The 23,506-nt window shown below is 56.7% G+C and carries 15 protein-coding genes, 1 tRNA gene and 1 pseudogene; 11 read left to right on the forward strand and 6 right to left on the reverse strand.

The annotated features are described in order from the left end of the window. Positions 1-46 precede the first annotated feature (46 nt). Complete coding sequence (locus tag M4951_RS19275) at positions 47-3,337, forward strand: bifunctional proline dehydrogenase/L-glutamate gamma-semialdehyde dehydrogenase (protein ID WP_262023261.1); 3,291 nt, start codon at positions 47-49, stop codon at positions 3,335-3,337. 68 nt (positions 3,338-3,405) lie between these two features. Here the strand turns inward: M4951_RS19275 and M4951_RS19280 are convergent. Further along, positions 3,406-3,477 (reverse strand) — tRNA-Gly (locus M4951_RS19280). 270 nt (positions 3,478-3,747) lie between these two features. Between M4951_RS19280 and M4951_RS19285 the strand changes: the two genes are divergently transcribed. The 3 genes from M4951_RS19285 (at position 3,748) to M4951_RS19295 (ending at position 10,199) form a co-directional block, all read left to right on the forward strand. Then, the gene (locus tag M4951_RS19285; protein ID WP_262023262.1) at positions 3,748-5,322 is read left to right on the forward strand and encodes a C25 family cysteine peptidase; all 1,575 of its coding nucleotides are present in this window, start codon (positions 3,748-3,750) and stop codon (positions 5,320-5,322) included. Between the two features lie 245 nt (positions 5,323-5,567). After that, on the forward strand, positions 5,568-8,693 hold the full coding sequence (locus tag M4951_RS19290; RefSeq protein ID WP_262023263.1) for a PSD1 and planctomycete cytochrome C domain-containing protein: 3,126 nt from the start codon (positions 5,568-5,570) through the stop codon (positions 8,691-8,693). A gap of 48 nt (positions 8,694-8,741) precedes the next feature. Then, positions 8,742-10,199, forward strand: coding sequence for a DUF1501 domain-containing protein (locus tag M4951_RS19295; RefSeq protein WP_262023264.1), 1,458 nt, complete (start codon positions 8,742-8,744; stop codon positions 10,197-10,199). 181 nt (positions 10,200-10,380) lie between these two features. Here M4951_RS19295 and M4951_RS19300 read toward each other — a convergent pair whose 3' ends face one another. Next, entirely contained in the window at positions 10,381-11,520 is a 1,140-nt protein-coding gene (locus M4951_RS19300) for a hypothetical protein (protein WP_262023265.1), read from the reverse strand. Positions 11,521-11,777: 257 nt separating this feature from the next. On the opposite strand from M4951_RS19300, the gene M4951_RS19305 reads away from it, so the two are divergent. Continuing rightward, complete coding sequence (locus M4951_RS19305) at positions 11,778-12,242, forward strand: peptidylprolyl isomerase (RefSeq protein ID WP_262023266.1); 465 nt, start codon at positions 11,778-11,780, stop codon at positions 12,240-12,242. 31 nt (positions 12,243-12,273) lie between these two features. Here M4951_RS19305 and M4951_RS19310 read toward each other — a convergent pair whose 3' ends face one another. Together M4951_RS19310 and M4951_RS19315 are read right to left on the reverse strand one after the other, a co-directional pair. Further along, positions 12,274-13,518 (reverse strand): excinuclease ABC subunit UvrC, encoded by a 1,245-nt coding sequence (locus tag M4951_RS19310; protein WP_410050440.1) that lies wholly within the window; start codon positions 13,516-13,518, stop codon positions 12,274-12,276. 208 nt (positions 13,519-13,726) lie between these two features. Further along, positions 13,727-15,535 (reverse strand): phospho-sugar mutase, encoded by a 1,809-nt coding sequence (locus M4951_RS19315; RefSeq protein ID WP_262023268.1) that lies wholly within the window; start codon positions 15,533-15,535, stop codon positions 13,727-13,729. A gap of 178 nt (positions 15,536-15,713) precedes the next feature. On the opposite strand from M4951_RS19315, the gene glmM reads away from it, so the two are divergent. Beyond that, a complete protein-coding gene (glmM, locus tag M4951_RS19320; RefSeq protein WP_262023269.1) occupies positions 15,714-17,054 on the forward strand; it encodes a phosphoglucosamine mutase in 1,341 nt (446 codons plus the stop codon). A gap of 92 nt (positions 17,055-17,146) precedes the next feature. On the opposite strand, the gene M4951_RS19325 is transcribed toward glmM, so the two are convergent. Further along, complete coding sequence (locus M4951_RS19325) at positions 17,147-17,647, reverse strand: TrmH family RNA methyltransferase (protein WP_262023270.1); 501 nt, start codon at positions 17,645-17,647, stop codon at positions 17,147-17,149. A gap of 86 nt (positions 17,648-17,733) precedes the next feature. On the opposite strand from M4951_RS19325, the gene M4951_RS19330 reads away from it, so the two are divergent. Further along, a complete protein-coding gene (locus M4951_RS19330; RefSeq protein ID WP_262023271.1) occupies positions 17,734-18,351 on the forward strand; it encodes a TlpA disulfide reductase family protein in 618 nt (205 codons plus the stop codon). A gap of 45 nt (positions 18,352-18,396) precedes the next feature. On the opposite strand, the gene M4951_RS19335 is transcribed toward M4951_RS19330, so the two are convergent. Beyond that, positions 18,397-18,885 (reverse strand): ArsR/SmtB family transcription factor, encoded by a 489-nt coding sequence (locus M4951_RS19335; RefSeq protein ID WP_262023272.1) that lies wholly within the window; start codon positions 18,883-18,885, stop codon positions 18,397-18,399. Between the two features lie 702 nt (positions 18,886-19,587). Here M4951_RS19335 and M4951_RS25665 point away from each other — a divergent pair. From M4951_RS25665 to M4951_RS19350, 4 genes and pseudogenes are all read left to right on the forward strand, one after another. Further along, positions 19,588-19,917 (forward strand): annotated as a pseudogene (locus M4951_RS25665) (ABC transporter substrate-binding protein); the annotation flags it as partial. Between the two features lie 144 nt (positions 19,918-20,061). Then, entirely contained in the window at positions 20,062-21,441 is a 1,380-nt protein-coding gene (locus tag M4951_RS19340; RefSeq protein WP_410050441.1) for a peptide ABC transporter substrate-binding protein, read from the forward strand. Beyond that, entirely contained in the window at positions 21,438-22,355 is a 918-nt protein-coding gene (locus tag M4951_RS19345) for an ABC transporter permease (protein WP_002654956.1), read from the forward strand. The genes M4951_RS19340 and M4951_RS19345 overlap by 4 nt, the downstream gene beginning before the upstream one ends. 83 nt (positions 22,356-22,438) lie before the next feature. Further along, on the forward strand, positions 22,439-23,500 hold the full coding sequence (locus M4951_RS19350; protein WP_315985777.1) for an ABC transporter permease: 1,062 nt from the start codon (positions 22,439-22,441) through the stop codon (positions 23,498-23,500). Positions 23,501-23,506: the final 6 nt, after the last annotated feature.

Below are 23,506 nucleotides of genomic sequence, written 5' to 3' on the forward strand. Positions count from 1 at the left end.
AACCAGCTTTTATCACGACGTCCTTTTTCCTGATGACGTTTTCGCCATGATTGTTGAAAAATTTCACCACAGCCCCCCCAGCGAAACATCCCAGGATCACGAACTGTTCGATTCGGCGATCGCCAATCGCACCATCGATCTGGCGAAACAACTGCTGGTCGCGGCCAACGAAAGCATTCGCAAGAGCGAGAAAATCCAGAGTGAACAGCTCGCTCGAATGATGAATGACGGCGCCGGTAAAGCATTTACGTTAGCGATGGTCGACGAGACTTTTCGCAGCGCCGACCTGCGCCTGCAGGCCCAACGCTGGCGGGGACTACTGCGTAAGTTCGGATTCCCGCAATATTTCTCGTGGACCGATCGATTGCTGATGCGAACGGCGAGCGCGCTAAGCATTATCGCGCCGCAAGTGGTCATGCCGCTGATCGCCGCTCGGATGCGAGCCGATTCTTCCAACGTGATTTTGAACGGCGAAATGGAGAATTTGCGCCGCCATGTAAAGCGGCGAATCTCGCAAGGCTTCTCGATCAATCTTAACCATCTCGGCGAAGCGGTCCTGGGCGAAGCGGAAGCGCAAAATCGACTTCGCATCGCGCTTGATTATCTGCAACAGCCCGAAGTGACCTATCTGTCGATAAAAATCTCGGCGATATTCAGCCAGATTAATCTGACTTCCTACGATCAAACGTTGCAGGCGATCAGAGACCGCCTGCGAGTGATCTATCGCGCCGCAGCGCCGCAAAGCAAATTTGTGAATCTCGATATGGAAGAATATCGAGATCTGCGTCTAACGCTGGAAGCGTTTCAGCAAGTTCTGTCGGAGCCAGAGTTTCATCATTACTCGGCCGGGATCGTGCTTCAGGCCTATATCCCTGACTCGTGGAAAGCGCTGCAAGAATTGGCGGCTTGGGCCAAAGAGCGCGCGGCCGCAGGCGGAGCCAAAGTGAAAGTGCGTCTCGTCAAAGGCGCCAACCTGGCGATGGAAGATGTAGAAGCCGAACTGCACGGCTGGCGTTCGGCCCCCTATCGGACGAAAGCCGAAACCGACGCCAACTATCGCCGCATGCTTGAGTTTTGCGTCCAGCCGGATCATGCCGCCGTGCTGCGAGTCGGCGTCGCTTCGCACAATCTGTTTGACGTCGCGCTGGCGTTGACCTTGCGAGCAGAGTTCGGAACGACTGATTCGGTAGAAATCGAAATGCTGGAAGGCATGGCCAACCATCAAGCGCGCGTCGTGAAGGAGCAGGCAGGCGGGCTGCTCCTTTACGCGCCGGCCGTCCAGCCCAAAGACTTCCAAAGCGCCATGGCCTATCTTGTCCGGCGACTGGACGAGAACACGTCGCCGCAAAATTTTCTGCATGATCTGTTTGGGCTGACTCCCGATTCGCCGCAGTGGCGCGAACAAGAGCGACGGTTTGTCGAAGGGTGGGAACATCGGCTCGATGTCGCAACGCTTTCACGGCGCCAACTGCCGGTCGTCGATCCCAATCGAGCGGCGCATTTTTTGAACGAGACCGATAGCGATTGGACGCAGGCGTCGACACGGCGGCTCGTCGATGAAGCGATCGCCAACTGGACTCCGGCAAGTCCGCCGCAGCCGGAAAATCTGGATACGGCGCTAGATCGAGCCGTCTCCGCCGTCCCACGTTGGTCAGGCGAATCGGTCGCTCAGCGAGCGGAAATCTTACATCACGCCGCCCAGGTGATGCAGCAGCGGCGTTTTGAATCGATTGCCGAAATGCAGCAGACCGCCAAGAAGACGATCCTGGAAGCCGACAGCGAGATCTCGGAAGCAATCGACTTCGCTCGCTACTATGCCGAGCATTTCCCCAATCACCCAGGGATCGTCAGTCAGTCGCTCGGCGTGGTTGTGATTACTCCTCCTTGGAACTTCCCGTATGCAATTCCGTGCGGCGGCGTCTTGGCCGCGATTATGGCCGGCAACGCCGTCATCCTGAAGCCGGCGCCGGAAACGACCGACATCGCCTGGCGATTGGTCGAACAGCTTTGGGAAGCTGGCGTCCCCCGCGACGTTCTGCAGTTCTACCCTTGTGCCGACGGCGAAACCGGCAAACGACTGATCACCGATCCGCGCGTCAACGTCGTCGTGTTGACCGGCGCCTATCAAACGGCTCGACTCTTTCAGTCTTGGCGTCCGTCGCTCCGTCTCTATGCGGAGACGAGCGGCAAGAATGCGCTGGTCATCACCGCTCAATCCGACCGCGAATTGGCGGTCAAAGATCTGGTTCGCTCGGCACTGGGACATTCCGGACAAAAGTGCAGCGCCGCCAGCCTGGCGATTGTCGAAGCCGAAGTTTACGACGATCCAGTCTTTCAACGGCAGTTGCACGACGCGGCGGCTTCGCTTCCGGTCGGCGCGGCGACCGATCGGACGAGCCTCATCACGCCGTTGATTCGTACTCCAGAGCCTGCCCTGATGCGAGCGCTGACGCAACTCGATGCTGGCGAGAGTTGGTTGTTAGAGCCGCAGCGATCCCCCGACGATCCCTGTCTCTGGAGCCCCGGCATTCGGCTTGGCGTTCGCCCTGGATCATGGTTCCACAAGACCGAGTGCTTTGGTCCGGTGCTGGGCGTCATGCGTGCCGAGAATCTGGCTCAGGCGATCGCCTGGCAGAATGATGTCGACTTTGGTTTAACCGCCGGGATCCATTCTCTGGACGAAAAAGAACAATTGCAGTGGCGCGAGTCAGTCCAGGCAGGCAACCTGTACATCAATCGCCCCACGACCGGCGCGATCGTGCAGCGTCAACCCTTCGGCGGTTGGAAGAAGTCGTCGATCGGTCCCGGCGCCAAAGCAGGCGGCCCAAACTACGTTTCGCTGTTCGCTCGCTGGTCGGACGCAGTTGCCGATGTACCTCACTCGGCAGTCGAGCAAAGCTATCGCACCGCCTACAGCGAGTATTTCTCGCGGGAGCATGATCCGTCGCACCTAGTGTGCGAAAGCAATGTTTTCCGTTACCGTCCGGCCCGCGGCGTAATTCTTCGCATGTCGTCAGAAGATGCGACGGTTCGTGCTCGGGCCGAACTCGCTTCGCGGTTGACCGGCACGCCGCTGCAGATCAGCGTCGCCACCGAAGAGTCGGACGCCGACTTTGTCGCTCGGTTGCTATGCGAAGGGAATCAGTTTGAGTTTCTCCGCACGATTAACGTTCCCGCCGATTCGATTCTGGACGCCGCCTATAAGACGGGGCTAAACTGGATCGATGCGCCGTTGACCGCCCACGGCTATCTCGAACTTCGCTATTGGTTGCGCGAACAGGCGATATCGCAGACGCTTCACCGCTATGGGCAAATCGCCCAGCAACCAGTGACATAGTTCGCTAGAAAACGAAAAAGCGGGGCGATTCCCTCCCCCAAAGGAGGTTTCGGCCCGCTTTTCGTCAGAGCGGGAGACGAGGTTCGAACTCGCGACATCCAGCTTGGGAAGCTAGCGCTCTACCACTGAGCTACTCCCGCATGTTTTCCTCAAGCAACGTTAATATAGCGTTCCTCTGTCACGCGGCAAGCGATTGGCGGCGGGAACCCGTTTTGGGGTGAAACTTCCCCAACTTTCCATTGGTAAGATCGATACGGCAGGCAGGATCGTCTAAGTTGGGGGGAAAGATGCGTCTTGCCTGCGGACGGAGCTGGCGAGTACACTTCCTCGCCCCGGTCACCTTACGGACCTCGCTGCTGGCGTCGCTTTCCCTTCCCGCTTCCCTCACACCTTGCGGCCGATAAATAGTTATGTACGGATCGATCGCCGCTCTCCTGGCCGCCATGGTTCTTGGCGCTGCTCCCCAACCGCCGACCGATACGCTGGTCGTTTGCCCCGGGCCGCTGGTTCCGGCGCTGCGCCCCTGGCTCGATTTTCGCGCTGCGCAAGGACGGCAAATCGGCCTGATTACCGAGACCGGATCGAAAGAGCGAATTCGCGCCGCGATCCGCGAAACGGCCCAATCGGGCGCGTTGCGCTGGGTCGTTCTCGTAGGAGACGTTCCCGGCGATCAACCAACCCCCGAAGCCCCCGGCGTTCCGACCCATCAGATGAACGCCGTAGTCAACGTCCACTTTGGCTCAGAGCCAACCCTGGTCACCGACAATTACTACGCCGATGTCGACGATGACCTGCTGCCTGACGTGGCGATCGGTCGCCTCTCGGTCCGCACTCCTGAACAATTAGAAATCGTCGTCGCGAAGATTCTCGCCTACGAAACGGATGTTACGCCTGGAGCCTGGCGGCGGCAGTTGAATGTTGTCGCCGGCGTGGGCGGATTTGGGCTGCTTGCCGATTCGCTGATGGAATCGATCACCAAGAAATTCCTCACCGACGAGATCCCTGCTTCGTTTGAAACGAAGGTCGCCTACGCGAGTTGGCATAGTCCCTATTGCCCTGACCCACGCGAGTTTTGCGACGAAACAGTCAATCAACTCAACGACGGTTGCCTGTTTTGGATTTACATCGGTCACGGGCAACGTCGTTATCTCGACTACATTCGGGTCCCCGAAGAACGTTACTATCCGATTTTCACTTCACGCGATATTCCTCGGTTGAACTGCAAAAACGGTTCGCCGATCGCGATCTTTCTGGCCTGCTACACCGGCGCGTTTGACGAACCCAAAGATTGTCTAGCCGAAGAGATGCTACGCAGTCCCGGCGGTCCCGTCGCGGTCTATGCCGGCTCGCGCGTCACGATGCCGTACGCGATGTCGGTGATGGGCGCCGAGATGCTCGAAGAATACTTCGACAACCATTGCGAGACGCTGGGCGAGTTGATTTTGCACGCGAAACAAGACATGGTCGGCGTGACTAGCAAAAGCGAGAACCGAAAGCTGCTCGATTCGCTCGCGAGCATGGTCAGTCCGAAACCGAAACTCTTGAAAGAAGAACGTCGCGAACATGTTCAACTGTTCAACCTGATCGGCGATCCCTTGCTGCGATTGCCGCGCGTCGAGTCAGCCCAGATTGAATCGCCCGCCGAAGCCCAAGCCGGCGAAACCTTGTTGGTCAGCGGCGTTTCGCCGGTAGCCGGTAAAGGACGGCTCGAAATCGTCTGCCGCCGCGATCTGCTGACTTTTGCGCCAGAAGCGCGGACCGACTACGAAGCCAGCCTGCCCGACTTTCCCAATATTTACCGTCAGGCCAACGATCGACGCTGGCATAGCCTAGATCTTGATCTGCCGGCAGGTCCCTTCCAAGCCGAGATTCCACTGCCGGCCCATTGCTCTGGCGAATGCCATGTACGCCTCTTTGTCGAAGGCGCCGAGATGTGCGCCCTAGGATCGTGCGACGTGGCCGTTTCTCCTGCCGAGAGCGAATAGCACTAGCCGTAAGTCGTTACTTTGGCTTATCCTGCGCAGATTGAGCAGGATGGCGAACGGTTCTGCGGGGCATCTCGCATTTCCCGATGGATGGAACAGATCGCCATTTCGAGTAAACAGAGGATCGATACTCCCCGCTGGGGATGTTATAATCGCGTTGACTCCATTCCCTTCTGATTTGGTGGGTTCCGCACTCACCCCCACCTTCGATTTCGAATTTCCTTCCTTGCCCGTCAGGTATCGGCATGAGACTTTTCTCAGCGAACTCTCCCTGTTCATGGATGATTCTCGGCGTCATGATTTCGTTGAGCTGGATACATTCCAGCCGAGCGGAGGAAGAGGTCGATTTTGGCGCCGATATCCGGCCGCTCCTGTCGAACAATTGCTACGCTTGCCATGGCCCTGACGAAGAACATCGCAGCGGCGGGTTCCGTCTTGATCTGGAGGGCAGCGCCTATGGAGAAGCCGACTCTGGCGAACATCCGATCGTTCCCGGCGATGTCGACGCTAGCGAAATCATGGCGCGAATCCTCAGTACCGATCCTGATGTGCAAATGCCGCCGCCTGACTCGAACAAGTCGCTGAAGCCGGCGGAGATCGCCAAGATTCGCCAGTGGGTCGCCGACGGCGCCAAGTATGAACTTCACTGGTCATTCCAACCGCTCACCAAGCCAGAACCGCCGACTGTCAAGCAAACCGACTGGCCGACCAATTCGATCGATTCGTTTGTACTCGCGAAGCTCGAAAAGCTGGGGCTATCTCCAACCGATTCCGCCAGCAAAGAACGACTGATCCGCCGCGTCACGTTTGATCTGACCGGGTTGCCGCCGACGCTGAACGAGGTCGACGCGTTTTTGGCGGACGAATCTCCCGACGCCTACGAGAAAGTGGTCGATCGCTTGCTCGCTTCTCCCCACTACGGAGAGCATATGGCTCGCTTTTGGTTAGACGCCGCTCGCTTTGGCGATACGCATGGCCTGCATCTCGATAACTATCGCGAGATGTGGCTATATCGCGATTGGGTCATTCAAGCATTCAACAACAACCAACCGTTTGACCAATTCACCATCGAACAACTTGCTGGCGATTTGCTCGAAAATCCGACCGAAGACCAGAAGATCGCGAGCGGTTTTAATCGTTGCCATGTGACGACCAACGAAGGGGGATCGATCAAACAAGAGGTCGAGACTCGCAACGTGATTGATCGCGTCACGACAACCGGCACCGTATTCATGGGGCTGACATTTGAGTGTACTCGTTGTCACGATCACAAATACGATCCGCTGACGATGAACGACTTCTACTCGATGTACGCGTTCTTCAACAGCTTTGACTACAACCCTATGGACGGCAACGTCAAGGATCACGCGCCGACGATCCGCATGGTTCCGTCCGACGATCAACAACAGATCGCCAAGTTGCAGCAAGAAATCGAGCAGACGAAAACCAAGATCAGCGAGCAACTAGCCGCTATCGAGTACACAGAACCAGATGCGGCGACGCCCACCGAGGATGAGCCGGCGGTGGATGTTGTCTGGATTGACGACGACACTCCCCCCGGCGCTAAGTTGCATGGCAATCTCTATCCCTGGCAGTGGGTTGAAGCGCCGGAGCCTGTCTTCGCTGGCAAACGTTCGTCCAAACGGACGAGCAAGGAACTCGATCAGCACTACTTTACCGAAGCGACCGAGCCGCTGACCATTTACGAAGACGATGTGCTGTTTACCTATGTCTATCTCGATCCGGCCGATCCGCCGAAAGAGATCATGCTGCAATGGAACAACGGCAATTGGAACTTTCGCGCCTATTGGGGCGAAAACCTGATTCCCTTTGGTTCGGACGGCACGACCTCGCGGCAGCATCAGGGAGATCTTCCCGCGCTCGGCGAATGGGTTCGCCTGGAAATTCCGGTTAGCGCTATCGAGCTGAAGCCGGGTGAAAAGATCAACGGCTGGGCGTTTACGCAATGGGGCGGAACCGTCTACTGGGACCAATCCGGCGTCGCGACGCGGGAAGGTCGCCCGCGCGTCTATCGTTCGTTGGCCCAGTGGTCAACCGAACTGGCGGCAAAGAAAAAGCCGACCGAACCGAAAAAAATCGTCGCGATCGCGAAAAAGGAAGCCGAGAAGCGGAGCGAAGCGGAACAAACGCAACTGCAGCGTTATTTTGTGGAGCATGTATTTGCCGACACGCGTGAAATCTTCACTCCGCTTCAACAAACAATCGCCGCCAATGAAAAAACGATCGCCGACATGACCAATGCGTCGCCGACGACGTTGATCTCGAAAGAGAAGGACAAGCCGGTCACCGCCTACATTTTGGAACGCGGAGAATACGATCAACAGGGAGAGGAAATCGGACGCGCCACTCCCGGGATGTTACCGCCGATGCCGGCAGACGCGCCCCTCAATCGATTGGGTTTGGCGCGGTGGCTGGTCAATCCAGAACATCCGCTGACAGCTCGCGTCACGGTGAATCGACTTTGGCAACATGCGTTTGGAACCGGCCTGGTGAAAACCGCCGAAGACTTCGGGCTGCAAGGAGATCCGCCGAGTCATCCCCAATTGCTCGATTGGCTGGCCTCCCAGTTCATCGCCGATGGTTGGGACGTCAAAACGATGATGAAACGCATCGTCCTTTCGTCGACCTACCGTCAGTCGTCCAAGATGACGCCGGAAGCAATCGCTCGTGACCCCAACAATCGTCTCCTCGCGCGGGGACCTCGATTTCGTCTTGACGCCGAAATGATTCGGGATCAAGCGTTGGCGGTCAGCGGTTTGCTGGTCGATCAGATCGGCGGTCCCAGCGTCAAACCTCCGCAGCCGGCGGGTCTCTGGAAGTCGGTCGGTTACAGCGGCAGCAATACGGTCCAATTTAAAGCGGACGAAGGGCACGCAAAGGTGCATCGCCGCACGCTTTATACGTTCGTCAAACGAACCTCGCCGCCGCCGCAAATGAGCACGCTCGACGCGCCGTCACGCGAATCCTGCACGGTCCGTCGTGAGCGAACCAATACGCCGCTCCAGGCGCTGATGTTGATGAACGACCCTCAGTTTGTCGAAACGGCTCGCGCTTTGGCGATACGAACCAGGAAAGAAGGGGGCGAAACGCCCCAAGCGCAGGCCGCATTCTTGCTTCGCTTATGCATGAGTCGAAATCCCCACGAGCAGGAAATCGCAGAAATCGTGCAGTTAGTCAGCGCTGCACAAGCGCACTTCGCCGCCGAACCGAAAGCGGCCGAAGCGCTGCTTAACGTCGGTGAAATCCCGCCTGACGCCAGCATCGACGTCGCCGAAAATGCCGAAGCAGCGGCCTGGACGTTGGCCGCCAATCTGGTGCTGAATCTCGACGAAGTGATTACCAAAAACTAAGCTCTCCATCGCCGAACCACCCACGGCTCTCACAAGGAACGTCGAATCATGGATCCTCGCCAAGAATACGGTCTGGCGCTATCGCGCCGCCATTTCTTCAAACTCGGCGGACTCGGTCTCGGAACGGCGGCGCTCAGTTCGATGCTCCCCGAGCGCGCTGGCGCTGCTCCCCTTTCGACATCCGGAGGGCTACCCTCGATTCCTCATTTTGCTCCCAAGGCGAAACGCGCGATCTATCTGTTCATGGCCGGCGCGCCAAGTCAGATGGACATGCTCGACTACAAGCCGAAGATGAAAGACTGGTACGACAAAGATCTGCCAGAATCAATCCGCGCGGGACAGCGTTTGACGACGATGACATCCGGTCAAACGCGTTTTCCCATTGCGCCCTCAAAATTCAAGTTCGCGCAACATGGCCAGTCAGGCGGGTGGTTCAGCGAATTGCTCCCCCACACCGCGAAGATGGCGGACGACATCGCCGTGGTTCGCTCGGTCAATACCGAAGCGATCAACCATGACCCAGCGATCACCTATATTTGCACCGGCAATCAGTTGCCGGGTCGCGCCAGTCTCGGCGCGTGGCTCAGCTACGGCTTGGGATCCGAGAACAAAGACCTGCCGTCGTTCGTCGTGATGACCCCTAACTGGACCGGCCGCCAACAAGCCCAGGCCCTTTACAATCGGCTATGGGGCTCTGGCTTTTTGCCAAGTAAATACCAAGGGGTCGCACTCCGCAGTCAGGGTGATCCGATTCTGTTTCTCTCGAACCCCGACGGCGTTGGCGGCGATCTGCGCCGTCGCATGCTTGATTCGCTGGGGCGCATGAATCAACAAGCGTTCGCCGAAATCGGTGATCCCGAAACCCAGTCCCGTATCGCGCAATACGAGATGGCGTTCCGGATGCAAACGTCAGTGCCGGAATTGACCGATCTCCGCGACGAGACGCAGCAAGTTCTAGATATGTACGGCCCGGAAGCGAGTACGCCTGGGACGTTTGCGTCGAGTTGCTTAATGGCTCGTCGAATGATCGAACGGGATGTTCGCTTCGTGCAAATCTTCCACCGCGGCTGGGATCAACACGGCAATATCGCCGGCGATCTGCCCAATCAATGCCGCGATATCGATCAGCCTGCTTGGGCGCTGATTCAAGATTTGAAACAACGCGGCCTGCTAGACGATACGCTGGTGGTCTGGGGTGGTGAGTTTGGTCGCACCGTCTATTGCCAGGGAGGTTTGTCCCAAGAAAACTATGGTCGTGACCATCATCCGCGCTGTTTCAGCATTTGGATGGCTGGCGGCGGAATCAAGCCGGGGGTCGTTTACGGCGAAACGGATGATTTCGGCTACAACATCACCAAAGACCCGGTGCACATTCATGATTTGAATGCGACAATTTTGCATTGCCTGGGGATCGATCACCGCAAGTTGTCGGTGCAATTCCAAGGTCTCGATATGCGACTGACCGGCGTTGAAGAACATCAGGCCGTCCGCGATCTTTTGATCTAGAGCTCGATTGCTCTAGTCGTTTTTTACACGGGGATCGGCGTGTTCGTCTCGCTGATCCCTGCCGTCGACGCGCCGCTTCGTTCGCTTCCCCGCCCGATGTGCCCACGGAAAAGAGGGGAGAGAAACAAACGTCGCCACGTACTTTGCGCCGACGGCGACCTCTCGCGCCACGGCAGTTCAACTACGGTTTTTGGCTAACGAAAATCGGTTCCTTCACTTCTTGGTGCTCCACGATCAACTGATTGGCTCGCGTCTGCACGTCTAAGCCGTTCGTCTTGCTGACCAACTGCTCGATTTCACGATGGCTATTGGCCAATTGTCGCACGGCTGGCTCCAGCAGCATGATTTCGGCCAGGCCGTTGCGAATCCCAACGCTCGTGGCTACCACCGCTGACAACGAGTGGTTCAGTCCCTGGATCGTTTCCACATTGTCGACCAAACCACCGATCGACTCTCGCAACGTCGCGACATCTTGATGAATCGCGTCGATCTGTTGCAGATTCGCCTGAGTTGTCGCCAAACGTGGAGACTGCGAATTCAAGTACTCGCAAACCCAAACCATTTCGTCGAGAGCAGACAAAGCGCGTCCTGAATTACGACGATTGTCAACGAGCGCCCCTTGCAGTTCGGCCGATTGAGCCGCGACTTCCGCAGCCAAGTTGAGCGCCGTTTGGGCGGACGTGATATCCTCCCCCAGTTGCACTTGCTTGTCTAAGACCGTTGCGACGCGATCGACTGTCAGCTCATTTTCTTCGAGCGAACCGGCGATCTGCTGCATCTTCGCCTGGTTTTTGGCGAGCGAGTCGAGCGAACGTTTCGCTGAGTCATGCGCCGTAGCAAGATCGATCAGTTGGTACTGCACGCCTTTTTGCTGATCGAGCGCCGCCGCCAATTCGCTGGCCAGACATTGCTGATTCACAATTTGCATTTGCAGTTCTTCCATGCGAGCCAACACGGCCTTGGCGTCATCAATCCGTGACGCGGCCATTTCGACCTTGGCGAGCGTATGTTCCAGTTCGCCGGCCAACAATTGGTTTTCAGCCAGCGACGTTCGCTGGCGGCGAAGTTGACCAAGCAAAGAGTTCGTCTTTAGCGCATCGTCCGCGTATCCGGTCATTAGCTGGATATCTTGACGAGACGCGGCGAGTTCCGACTTCAGCGAAGCGAGCTCGCGATGGAAGTCTTGTTGCGCGAAGAACATTCCCCCGGCTGCTCCGGCGGCGATGCCCAGCAAGACCAGGGCGAACGTGACGAATCCAGATCGCTCCTCGTTAGAAGCGTAAAGATCGTTGGAATCGTGATATTTCGAACGTGATGACATAGATTTCCTCCGTGGCGAAATTGCGTCCTCTTTCCGTGTTAGCCGCACTTACCTTATCGATTCGCCCACCGCAAACAGAAAAGGGAAGTGCTGGCGTTTCCCCAATCTTTTCCCAAGCCCCCAGGAACAGCCTGTAAAACCGACATATCACGCAACCGGTCTCAAGAGGCAATTAAGTTTTCCCTTACTTTTGCAACTAGCTTGAAGGCTCTTCGGAACTTAGACTACAGGCAATCTTTCTCTACTAGGGCTGCACGATGAAAATTGGAAAAAACACGGTCGTCACCATCGACTACACGTTGAAGGATGCCGAAGGCGAGATCATTGACACCTCCAGCGGAGCCGAGCCGCTCGTCTATCTGCACGGCATCGGCGCATTGATCGCTGGGATGGAGTCTGCGCTCGACGGCAAGTCTCCTGGGGACGAATTCCAGATCGTCATTACGCCTGAGCAAGGCTATGGCGAATATGACGAAGAAGACGTCATGGAGATCGACCTTGCCGCCTTTGAGGATCCCAGCCAGGTGCAAGTCGGCATGGAGCTGGTCCTGGAAACGGAAGACGAAGGCGAGTTCGCCGCGGTCGTGACCGAAGTCGGCGAAGAAGCGGCGATCGTCGATCGCAATCACCCGCTGGCCGGCATGACGCTGCACTTTGAAGTCGCAGTCCGCGCAGTCCGCAAAGCGACGCCCGAAGAGATCGATCACGGTCACGCCCACTAAAGGGGCGTGGTCCGATCGGACTAATTGATCGTTATTCGCCGAACGTATTCTTCTTCCGCAAGATATGGTGGTAATGCTGCGCAAAGCGGTGCGCTTCATCGCGCACATACTGCAATAGCCGCAGCGCGTAAGCATGCCGACTCAGTCTTAGCGGTTCCGACTCGCCAGGGCGGAAGATCTCTTCGTCCTTCTTGGCTAACGATACCAATGTCGGCGGTTCGATCTGCAAGTCGCGAAACGCCGCCAGCGCCGCGTTCAATTGCCCTTTGCCGCCATCGATTAGCAGCACATCCGGAAAGACTTCGCCGTCGGCGTGCAGCTTTTTGAAGCGACGCGCGACCACTTCATGAATGCTGCGAAAGTCGTCGATTCCTTTCACTCCTTGGATCTTATAGCGACGATAGCCCGGCTTGAACGGCAATCCGTCCAAAAACTGCACCAAGCTCGCAACCGTTTCGCCTCCCTGCAAATGGGCGATGTCGACTCCTTCGATCGACCGCGGCGTCGTCGACAATTGCAGCACTTTGCGCAGCCCGGCTAATCCCTTTTTGGGATCAATGTAAAACACCTCCGGCTGCGCGTGCGTTTCCAGTTCGCCCCGTTCGTCCAGTCGCTCAAGCATATCGATCTCGTCGCGCAGCTTCGCCGCTTTTTCAAACTGCAACTCCTTCGACGCTTCCAGCATCTCTTCGCGCAGCTGTTTCAACAGACGATCTCGGTTCCCTTCCAAAAACATCTGCAGGCGACGAATGTCTTTGCGGTACTCTTCTTTCGAGATCCGCAAGTTGCAAGGCGCCGTGCATTGATCGATGCTCGCCAACAAGCAAGGGCGAAACCACCGCCAACGCTCGTCGTTCTCGTCAATGTCGAGACTGCAGGTCCGAAACTTGAAAATCCGCTGCAGCACCTGGATCGCGCCCCGCAGCGCCCCCGCATTGGCGAACGGCCCGTAAAGTTTGGCGTTCTTTTCTTGCGGTTCGCGGGTGAATTCGACCCGCGGGAAATCTTCCCGCTGCGAAATCATCAAATAGGGGAACGACTTGTCGTCTTTGAGGTCTTTGTTGAACTTGGGCTGGATATCTTTGACCAACCGCGATTCCATCAGCAGCGCATCGACTTCGCTATCGGTCTCCACAAAGTCGGCGTCGGCGATTTCTTTCACCCAATAGCCGGTACGCACGTCCACCGCCGCTTCCGCGTTGAAATAGCTGCTGGCTCGGCTGCGTAAGTTTTTCGCTTTGCCTACATAGATCACTCGGCCTTGGCTATCTTTCATCAGATAGACGCCCGGCGTGGTCGGAAATTTTCGCACCTTATCGGCCGCTAGCACAAACGGGACATGCTCTTGCGGCTTCCCCTCGGTCGAGTGGCTTTCGGGCTCGGCAGGCGTTTCGGCAGGTTCAGTCATGCGCACAAAAAATGAGGGAGAAAAAGTTCTCCCTCATTGTAGAGCGTCGCTCGAAATCGGGCAGGGGCAGCTTCGCCTAGATCGCAGCTGCGTATGCTTTTAGCTCCGTTTCCAAGGCGTTGATCCGCTCCTGCATCGCCGACTTGGCCATGTCCAACAGCGACAGTTGTTCTGGCTCGACGTAAGTGAACATGTAAAATTTCACCTTCGGTTCGGTCCCAGACGGGCGAACCGCCACATAATTTCCTTCGGCCAAGTCAAGAATCACCATGTCTCCCGGCGGACCGTTGAGCGGCGACTTCTTGCCGTCGGGAGTGACAATCACGTTGTTTTTGTAATCCCGCACGCGCTGAAGAGCCATTCCGTCCAACGAAGTGGGGGGCTGCTCACGGAATTTGGCCATCAGCTTTTTCATGTTGGCCATCCCCTCCGAGCCTTCCATTTTCTGGTTCAACAGATGTTCAGCATGATAGCCATACTGCCACCAGAGCGACTCCAACTTCTCGTGCAGCGATTGACCGTTGGCTTTGCAATCGGCCGCTAGTTCGCACAGCAGCATCGACGCGACGGCCGCATCTTTGTCGCGCGCATACTGGCCGACCAAGTAGCCGTGCGACTCTTCGCAGCCAAACAAGAAGTTGTCAGGCCCTTCTTCATCCATCGTGCCGCCGATGTACTTGAAACCGACCTGCAAATTTCCGTACGTCTTCACGCCGTAGCTATCGGCGATGCGACGCACCATTTCGGTGGTGACCAGCGTCTTGACGACGTAATTCTCGGCCTCGACGCCGACGCCTGATTTCTTTTTGCCCAGGACAAAGTCGCACAACAGCACGGCGATTTGATTGCCGGTGAACGTGCGCCACTCCCCTTTCAGGTCCGTTGTCACAGGCGCCGAGCAGCCGACCCGATCGCAGTCAGGATCGGTCGCCAAAACAAACTCGGCGCCGGTTTCTTTGGCTCGCTCGATGATCGCGTCAAAGACGTGCGGATTTTCTGGATTCGAAACATGTCCCGGCACGTTCGGAAAATCGCCGTTCGGTTCGGCATGCGGCCCGAAGATTTCCACATCGGCGAAACCGTCCGCCTGCAAAGCAGGGATCACGGCCGAAGCGCCTACGCCATGCAGCGGCGAATAGATCAGCTTCAAATCGCGTGGCCCGCTAAAACGCTGGGCTTTAACATTCTCGATGAACGACAGATCGACTTCGTCCGTGCAGATTTCGATACTTCCCTTCCCCACCGCTTCGCTAAATACAACGTCCAGCGGTAACTCTTCGACATTCATCACCCGGTCGATGATCGCTTTGTCGTGCGGCGGCAGAACCTGACCGCCGGTCGACCAGTAGACCTTCACCGCGTTGTCGCTGGGTGGGTTATGGCTGGCCGTGACCATGATTCCGCAACTACACCGCTTGTAGCGGACCAGGTACGAGAGTTCCGGCGTGCTGCGATAATCGTCAAGAAAATAAACCTTAAACCCGTTGGCGACCATGATCCGCGCACACAACTCGGCGAATTCGCGCGAGCGATGCCGCGTATCGTAGGCGATCCCGCATGACAGCGGCCCTTCGACGTTGTCATTGATATACGAAGCGAGACCTTGCGCACTTTCGCCGATCGTTCGCTCATTGATCGCGTTTGACCCGATCGGATACATTCGGCCACGGCGCCCGCCGGTGCCAAACGGAATCACCGTCCAGAACGCGTCGTCCAGGGCCTGCCATTTTCCGGCTTGGATATGGTCGGCGACTTGCGAAGCGTACGACGCATACCGCGGCTGGGTGAGCCAAATCTTGATGTTTTCGGCAGCGCTGGCCGTAATCTTTTGGGCGTCAACAGCCGCTTGAACTTCGCTCAACAGTGGGTCGACTTCGCTGGTCATCGGTGCTCCTTCAGCAACACGGCAGTTTTTTCCAGTTTCGATTTTACGGCGGAGGGGGAAGTTGCTTCAATCGGGCATCCCCAGTTCGACCTTGACTTCGCTGCGCCAAAGCAGGGAAATTGGTCCCATACTCGTGACCGCCGCCCCCGCGACAGCTTTGTTTTACAAGGAAGAATCTGTGAAGGACCCGATCATCAGCGTTTCTGGGCTGCGCGGCGTCGTCGGCGAGTCGCTGACTCCCAGCGTCGCGGTGCGGTATATCGCCGCTTTCGCCGAACAAGTTTCGCCGGGCCCCATTCTGATCGCGCGCGACGGGCGCCCCAGCGGCAAGCCGTTGGCCGAACTGATCGCTGGAACCCTCAACTTCTGCGGACGAGACGTGATTCAAGCCGATATCGCAGCGACTCCGACGGTCGGCGTGCTGACTCGGCAGTATCAATGCGGCGGCGCCGTGCAGATCTCGGCCAGTCACAATCCGCCCCAATACAACGGCATCAAGCTGATGGGCGCCGACGGACGCGTTATTCCGGCGAATCAAGGAGAATCGGTACTGACCGCCTATCACGCAAACTCTGCGAGTTGGGTAACGCACGAAAAACTGGGCTCGCTAACCCATTGCGACGACACGCTATCGCAACATTTGGAAAAGGTGCTGGCCATCGTCGATGTCGCCAAGATCAAAAAGAAGAAATTCCGCGTGCTGCTCGATTCCAACGAAGGAGCCGGCAGCTTGCTCGGGCGACGACTGCTGGAAGCGTTTGGATGCGAGTTTGAAATCTTGGGAGATTCAGCGAGCGGCAATTTTCTCCATACGCCGGAACCAACCGCCGCCAACCTGCAAGGAGTTTGCGCGAAGATCGTCGAGTCAGGCGCCGATATCGGCTTTTGCCAAGATCCTGACGCTGATCGCCTGGCGATCATCGACGCCGCCGGACGTTACATCGGCGAAGAATACACGGTCGCCCTTTGCCTCGATCATGTACTGACTAGTCGTAAAGGCCCAGTGGTGATCAACTGCGCCACCAGTCTGATGAACGAGGCGCTGGCGAAAAAGCATGGAGCCCCGATCCTTCGTTCAGCCGTGGGAGAAGCGAATGTCACTGACATGATGATCGCCCAACAGGCGATCTTTGGCGGCGAGGGGAACGGCGGCCCAATCGATCCGCGGGTCGGCTACATCCGCGACAGTTTCGTCGGCATGGCGCTGGTGCTCGATGCAATGGCGGCGTCGGGTTCGACAGTCGCTAAGCTTGCGGATGCGATTCCCCGTTTTGAAATTCTCAAAACCACCATGCCGCTCGATCGCGAACAGTTGGCCGGTTCTCTCGATCGGTTAACGGCTCACTTTTCGGATGCGCAAGCAAGTCGACTCGATGGGCTCCGTTTTGCCTGGGATGACGCCTGGCTATTAATTCGCGGCAGCAATACCGAGCCGATTGTGCGAATCATCGCCGAGAGTCCGTCGAGTGAACGTAGCGCCATGCTGTGCCAAGAAGCGGCGCAGGTGATGCAAGGTTAGACTTCGCGCGTGCCACGGCTCTGTGAGCCGTGTGAACCAGATTGACGTCTCTACGCAATTCACACGGCTCACAGAGCCGTGGCACGCCCAACTTAGCCTTGCGGGAACTGTCGGCAAAACTCGTAGAGGGCCATGCAGGTCGCCGTCGCCACGTTAAAACTGTAGGGCATTCCATAGACCGGGATCTCCACCACATCGTCCAGCAGCCGCAGCACATCGTCGGGCGTTCCCTGGCGTTCGTTGCCGATCACCAACACGGTGTTGCGGACGAACGAATAGTGATGGATATCTTGCGAGTTGGTCGTTTGTTCGAGACCGACCAGACGATACCCTTCACTTTTTAGTTCCTTCAATACCGGCGGCAACGAACGATGCCGCGAGATCGGCAGTTTTTCGGCGCCATCGCGGGCAATTTTCGGGTCGATTTTCATGTTGCCGGTCACAATCACTCGAGAAACGGCGCAGCACGATGCCGCTCGGACAATTCGCGATAGATTGACATTACTCCGAAACTGGCAGCAGGCGACGATCAACTGCCGCGGTTCGACGAGAGCCGTGGGAGGTTTGTGACGGAGATGTTCGAAATCAGACATTTTGGAAAGGTGAGTTGGGCGACAATCGAGAATTCCTTATGCTAGTGTCACCTTTCCCCCACGAATAGATAGCGAAAGCCAGTCCTGTGAAACCTCTTTTTCGATTGTCGTTGTTGGTTTTTGTCACGCTATACGCAGCACTTGGCTGTGCGCCGTCGACCAGTGAAGAACCTGCGGCCCAGTCGAGCAATGCGTCGACAGCGGCCATGCCGGCTCCGATTCCCAAAAAAGAAGTGACCGTTCGCGTCTTGGACTTTGAAGCGATTCGGATGCTGATTGAAAGCCAGCGCGGCAAGATTGTGGTGGTCGACTACTGGTCGACGAGTTGCCCGCCGTGCCTGAAAGAATTCCCGGGGTTGGTCGATCTTGATCGGCAATACGCCGACCAAGGAGTCGTTTGTATCAGCGTCAGTCTCGACTTTATCGGCGGCAAGAACCAAACGGCCGCAGGTAGCATCCCGCGCGTGCAGGCTGTTTTAGAGAAATTTGGCGCAACGTTTGATAACGTCCTGGCCGGCGACGACACTGACACGATGCTGGAGAAGCTGAAGCTGGGAGCGCCGCCTGCAGTTTACGTTTACGCGCAAGACGGATCATTAGCCAAGCGATTTGACAACGCTGGCGCAACGTCCGAAGAGGAATCTTTTACCTACACGGACGTCGAAAACCTCGTCGTCGAGTTGCTGGCCGCGAACCACCAGTGATCGTCCGCGGCCAGCCTCTCCGACTTTGGTCATTTCTCAGACCGACTACGTCCCCATTGTGAAATAGCGTACGCAATGCTCTTGCACGCGCAGTTCGCTATTGTCGACGCCGGGGGTGTGCTGGAACAACTGTTCCATCAATTCGCCGACGCGGTCTGGCAAAATTCGATAGAAGTTGTGCTTGCCGTCACGGCGCGAATCGACCAATCCAGCGACGCGCATGAGCGCCAAGTGGTGGCTGACCGCCGGTTGGCTTTGTCCGAGCAGTTCGCACAGCGTGCGAACGTTCAATTCTTTCTCTTGCAACAAAAAGCAAAGAATTCGCAGCCGAGTTTCGTCGGCCAACAACTTGAACAACTGGACGAGATCTTTCGCCGTAGCGTCATTCAAGGGATCGGGACCAATCGTCGCCGTTGCTGCTGGAGCTTCGACCGGAACGCTTCCATTTTCGTTCGGCTGAAAAGTTCGAGCAGTTTGAGGCGTCGCGGGGCGATCCGAGAGTGAGCTGAACGCGTAATCTTGCGCTAGCGACATGTGCTGAGTTCCTTGTGTGATACATCTACCGCGCACGGAGATACGAAAGGTCGCAGACCGTGTGCGTCGAACAGCAGGATGCGTGAGCAAAACGCGGCAGATGTGACGCCGTACAGTGCGAATGAGAAGTCGCGACTCATTCGCGCGGCGCAACAAGGTTCCAACGAAGCGCGCTTGCGTACCAATACTCCTGCGGTTCGACTAAACCGTTTCCGCAAAAGCTGACCATCTTATCGTTGCGATTTCCTTCGCTCCGACAAGCAAGCAAAATAATAGGTCTTCCTAGCTAGAAGACAACGATGCCTTGCGCCCGATTTGAAGTGGTTACGTCTGGCATTCTAGAAATGTTCATGTGAAAACGGAATAGCCGAGCTATTGATTCAACACGAGAACTCCGCACGCAAAAATTCTCTTGTGGAGAAATCACAGCCACAGCGTCGAAAAGGGCCAATCTTCCTAACCATCATGGGGAAAACAGGTTGAGTTCCAAGCGCCCGCCGCCTACATTCAGACTTAGGTCGTCGTATCCGCACTATTCTATGTTTGCGCAAAATCATGAAATTCCCTCTGCGCTATCTTCTTCCCCTCTTCTTTTTAACGCTGGCGGCGATTGCATTCGCGACGATCTTCCAGTTCAGCGACCTCCCGCCGGCCGATTTTACCTTCGCCAACGGGACCGAAGTAAAGTCGGTCGATCCCAAAATGGTGACCGGCGCGCCGGAAGGTCGCGTCATCGAAGCGTTGTTTGAAGGCTTGTACCAGCGACTTCCCAGCCAAGAAGACCCAACCGTCCTGGTCACCGCTCCTGGACAAGCAACTTCCTACGATTTGTCCGAAGATAAACTGACATACACGTTCCATATTCGTGAAGACGCAGTCTGGACCAATGGCGAGCCGGTCACGGCCCACGACTGGGTCTTCTCTTGGCAACGCTTTCTCCATCCGCAGCTTCCTTCGGAATACGCCTACCAACTTTGGTATGTGAAAAACGCGGAGAAATTTTCGCTTTCGAAGGTCGACATTGGGGATCGCGTCGAGATCGAGTTGCCGGATCGCCCCGGCCCCGCCCAATTGCCGGCGACCGATGGTAACTCTGAACAGCATTACCCACGCGGCACAATCCTGTCCGGCATTCTGAAAGCGGAAGAAAAAGTTTCTGTTCAAGTCGGCGACGAAATGGAAGAGGGGTCGGTTTTTGAAGTCGACGTCAAACCGACGAAAGAGGGGAAGATCGACTGGGACGCGCCCGGCAAAACACAGAAGTTCATCCGCCTTTCCGAATTGGACGCCGTTCGCAACGCAATCGCGACCGAGGACCCTCAGGTCCAGCCGGTCAACTTCCTCACGATTCACTTTGACGAAGTCGGCATCAAAGCGGCGGACGATCATACGCTGGTCGTCACGCTCAACAATCCAACGCCTTATTTTCTCGATCTAGTCGCGTTCTATCCGATGCACCCCGTGAATCGAACCTGCATCGAGACGTACGGCTATCCAGGGTGGACCAAGCCGGAGAACATCGTCTCGAACGGACCTTTTACGCTTGAGTTTCGCCGGATTCGTGATCGCATTCGACTTCGTAAAAACCCACAGTATTGGGACGCCGAACACGTCAAGCTAAACATCATCGACGTGCTGGCGGTGCAGTCCGATACGACCGTCTTGAACATGTATATGAACGGCCAAATTGACTGGGGAATCACCGTGCCGACCCCTGCTCTGCCGGCATTGCTGAAAAGAGACGCTGAAAAACCGACAGGCTCGCTGCCTGACATGCGGATCGCTCCGATGCTGACCACCTACTTCTATCGGGTGAACACGACCAAGCCGCCGCTCGACAATCCCAAAGTCCGTCGCGCGATTAACCTGGCGATCAACAAGCAAGAGATCGTCGATTACATCACCAAGGCAGGCCAAATTCCGGCGACAAGTTACGTTCCGCCAGGATTAGCTGGTTACGGTGGTGGACACTCTGGCGAATTCAATCCGGCCGAAGCGCAACGCCTGCTCGCCGAAGCAGGCTATCCCGGCGGCAAGGGACTTCCCAAAGTTCAGATTTTGTACAACACGCACGAAGGACACAAAGACATTGCATCGGTCGTGCAGCAGCAATTGAAAAAGAATCTGCAAATCGACGTCGAGTTGCGCAACCTGGAATGGAGCGTTTTCCTCGCTTCGTCGCGAAACTTGGAATTTGACATCGCTCGCGCCGGGTGGATCGCCGACTATCCCGACCCCAATACATTTCTCGACATGTTTGTCACCGATGGCGAAAACAACCAGACAGGCTGGAGCAACGCCGAGTATGATCGACTCATCCACGATTCGCAGTCCGAGGCAGATCCGGTCAAACGGCTGGAAATGCTTAGCCAAGCCGAGCAAATCTTGATGGACGAAATGCCGATCTTGCCGATCTACTACTACGTATCGCTGAATATCGTCCGCCCTTACGTCAAAAATTTTTATCCCAACATTCAGGATTTACATCCCTTGCACATCTTGGAAATCGACAAGGCGGAGAAACAACGCATTTTTGAGGCGGAGGGTCTCCGTTGATTCGCTTTCTCATCCGGCGAGCCGTGTGGATCGTGATCACGCTCTGGCTCGTCTACACGCTCAGTTTCTTCCTCATGTTGGCGGTCCCCGGCGGGCCGATGTCAGGCGAGCGCGCCTATCCGCCAGAGATCGAAAAGATGCGCAAGGATCGCTTTCATCTGAATGATCCTTGGCCGGTGCAGTATTGGTACTACCTAAGCAACGCGTGTCGCGGCGACTTCCTGTCGAGTCAGGTGCTCAACGACTACGAAGTGAGCGAGATCATCTCGCAAGGCTTTCCGATCAGCGCCACGCTGGGCGTATTGGCGATGTCGATGGCGCTGATTCTGGGTCTCTCGGCCGGAATTATCGCCGCACTCTGGCGCAACTCATTGTTGGATGTTTTCTTCCGCTCGCTCGCGACCATTGGGATCGCGGTCCCCAATTTTATCTTGGCGGGCCTGGCGATCATGATCTTCGTCTTTCAATTGAAATGGTTCCCAGCCGCCGGCTGGGGCAAGCCGATCGACATGGTGCTTCCCTCGTTGTGCCTGGCGGCGCCGTTCGCCGCTTACATTTCGCGTCTGACGCGAACCGGCATGCTCGACGTGTTGGGGCAAGATTACATTCGCACCGCCTACGCCAAAGGCTTGATGCCTAGCACCGTCGTGCTCAAACATGCGGTTCGCGGCGCGCTTTTGCCGGTCGTTTCGTATCTGGGTCCTGCGGTCGCCGGCATTTTGACCGGTTCGCTGGTGATCGAACGGATTTTCTTTCTGCCGGGGCTGGGAACGCACTTTATTGAAGCGGTGACCCAGCGCGATTACACCACGTCGCTCGGCATTGTCATGGTCTCGACGGCGCTGGTGTTGGTCATGAACACGTTGGTCGACGTCTCGTACCAATTGCTCGATCCGCGTATCAAACTGAAATAGCCCTTTAGTCATCGGCTCGTCCTTTGAACTCAAATAACCGTAATTTTGAAGCCGCCTTGCCGCCGCTAGATCGCTATCGCGATATGCTGCGCGATGCGGACGCGATCCAGGGCGTTTCGCTCTGGCAAGACGCCTGGCGTCGCCTTCGCCGCAACTGGGTCGCGATGGGGTCGCTGACCTTTCTGATCTTGCTCAGCGTCGCGGCCGTTTTGACGCCGCTCTTTCCGCTGCAATCTCCGGTCGAACAGCATCTGCGCGATCGTTCGTTCGCCGCGCCAAATCGGCAATCGGTCCAGCTAGGATTGGTCGGGCTGGATGAAGAACAGCGCAGTATCGCGATCAAGACGCTCTGGAATGATCCCAGCGCCTTTGATGAAGCCCTGATCCGCACGCGCTTATCCATTTTCGGCGATTGGGCGGTTCCCAGCTTGTGCGGCTCCGACCACCTTGGCCGCGATATGCTCTCGCGACTTTTCTGGGGGGCGCGCGTTTCGCTAATCGTCGGCGTGGTCGCGACCTTCGTTTCGCTTATCATCGGCGTCAGCTATGGAGCGATCTCCGGCTTCGCCGGCGGTCATATTGACGACGCGATGATGCGAGTGGTCGATATCCTCTATTCGATCCCGTTTATCTTCATTGTGATTTTTGTCGTCATGGTGATCAGCGAGCCGACGATCAAAGGCCCGCTTGAGAGTTTCGGCGTCAATCGTCTGGTCGCGTTTTACTTTCTGATCGGCGCGATTTATTGGCTGACGATGGCCCGCGTCGTCCGGGGACAAATCATCAGCTTGAAGAACGAACAATTTGTCGACGCCGCTCGCACCATCGGCGCCGACTCGGCTCGCATCGTCTTCGTTCACTTGGTGCCCAACGTCCTGGGCGTGGTGATCGTCTACCTGACGCTGACAATTCCATCGGTGATGCTCTTCGAGGCGTTCCTTTCGTTCCTGGGGATCGGCGTGGAAGAGCCGAACGTCTCGTGGGGGCTGCTCGCCAACGAAGGGCTGAAAGTGATCACGCCGATTCGGATCTATTGGTGGTTGATCGTCTTTCCGGCGGCCGCACTAGCTTCGACCCTGTACTCGCTCAACTTTCTCGGGGACGGACTTCGCGACGCTCTCGATCCTCGCATGAAGAATCGCTAAGGAGCC

The sequence above is a fragment of the Blastopirellula sp. J2-11 genome (assembly GCF_024584705.1).
Lineage (GTDB): Bacteria > Planctomycetota > Planctomycetia > Pirellulales > Pirellulaceae > Blastopirellula.

Bases quoted from the DNA above. Each gene is read 5' to 3' on its own strand.
- M4951_RS19310 (WP_410050440.1), bottom strand. From the start codon at position 13,518: ATGAAAGATAGCCAAGGCCGAGTGATCTATGTAGGCAAAGCGAAAAAC.
- M4951_RS19305 (WP_262023266.1), top strand. From the start codon at position 11,778: ATGAAAATTGGAAAAAACACGGTCGTCACCATCGACTACACGTTGAAG.
- M4951_RS19340 (WP_410050441.1), top strand. From the start codon at position 20,062: ATGGAAGAGGGGTCGGTTTTTGAAGTCGACGTCAAACCGACGAAAGAG.
- M4951_RS19350 (WP_315985777.1), top strand. From the start codon at position 22,439: ATGCTGCGCGATGCGGACGCGATCCAGGGCGTTTCGCTCTGGCAAGAC.
- M4951_RS19290 (WP_262023263.1), top strand. From the start codon at position 5,568: ATGAGACTTTTCTCAGCGAACTCTCCCTGTTCATGGATGATTCTCGGC.
- M4951_RS19300 (WP_262023265.1), bottom strand. From the start codon at position 11,520: ATGTCATCACGTTCGAAATATCACGATTCCAACGATCTTTACGCTTCT.
- M4951_RS19325 (WP_262023270.1), bottom strand. From the start codon at position 17,647: ATGTCTGATTTCGAACATCTCCGTCACAAACCTCCCACGGCTCTCGTC.
- M4951_RS19335 (WP_262023272.1), bottom strand. From the start codon at position 18,885: ATGTCGCTAGCGCAAGATTACGCGTTCAGCTCACTCTCGGATCGCCCC.
- M4951_RS19285 (WP_262023262.1), top strand. From the start codon at position 3,748: ATGTACGGATCGATCGCCGCTCTCCTGGCCGCCATGGTTCTTGGCGCT.
- M4951_RS19275 (WP_262023261.1), top strand. From the start codon at position 47: ATGATTGTTGAAAAATTTCACCACAGCCCCCCCAGCGAAACATCCCAG.
- M4951_RS19295 (WP_262023264.1), top strand. From the start codon at position 8,742: ATGGATCCTCGCCAAGAATACGGTCTGGCGCTATCGCGCCGCCATTTC.
- M4951_RS19315 (WP_262023268.1), bottom strand. From the start codon at position 15,535: ATGACCAGCGAAGTCGACCCACTGTTGAGCGAAGTTCAAGCGGCTGTT.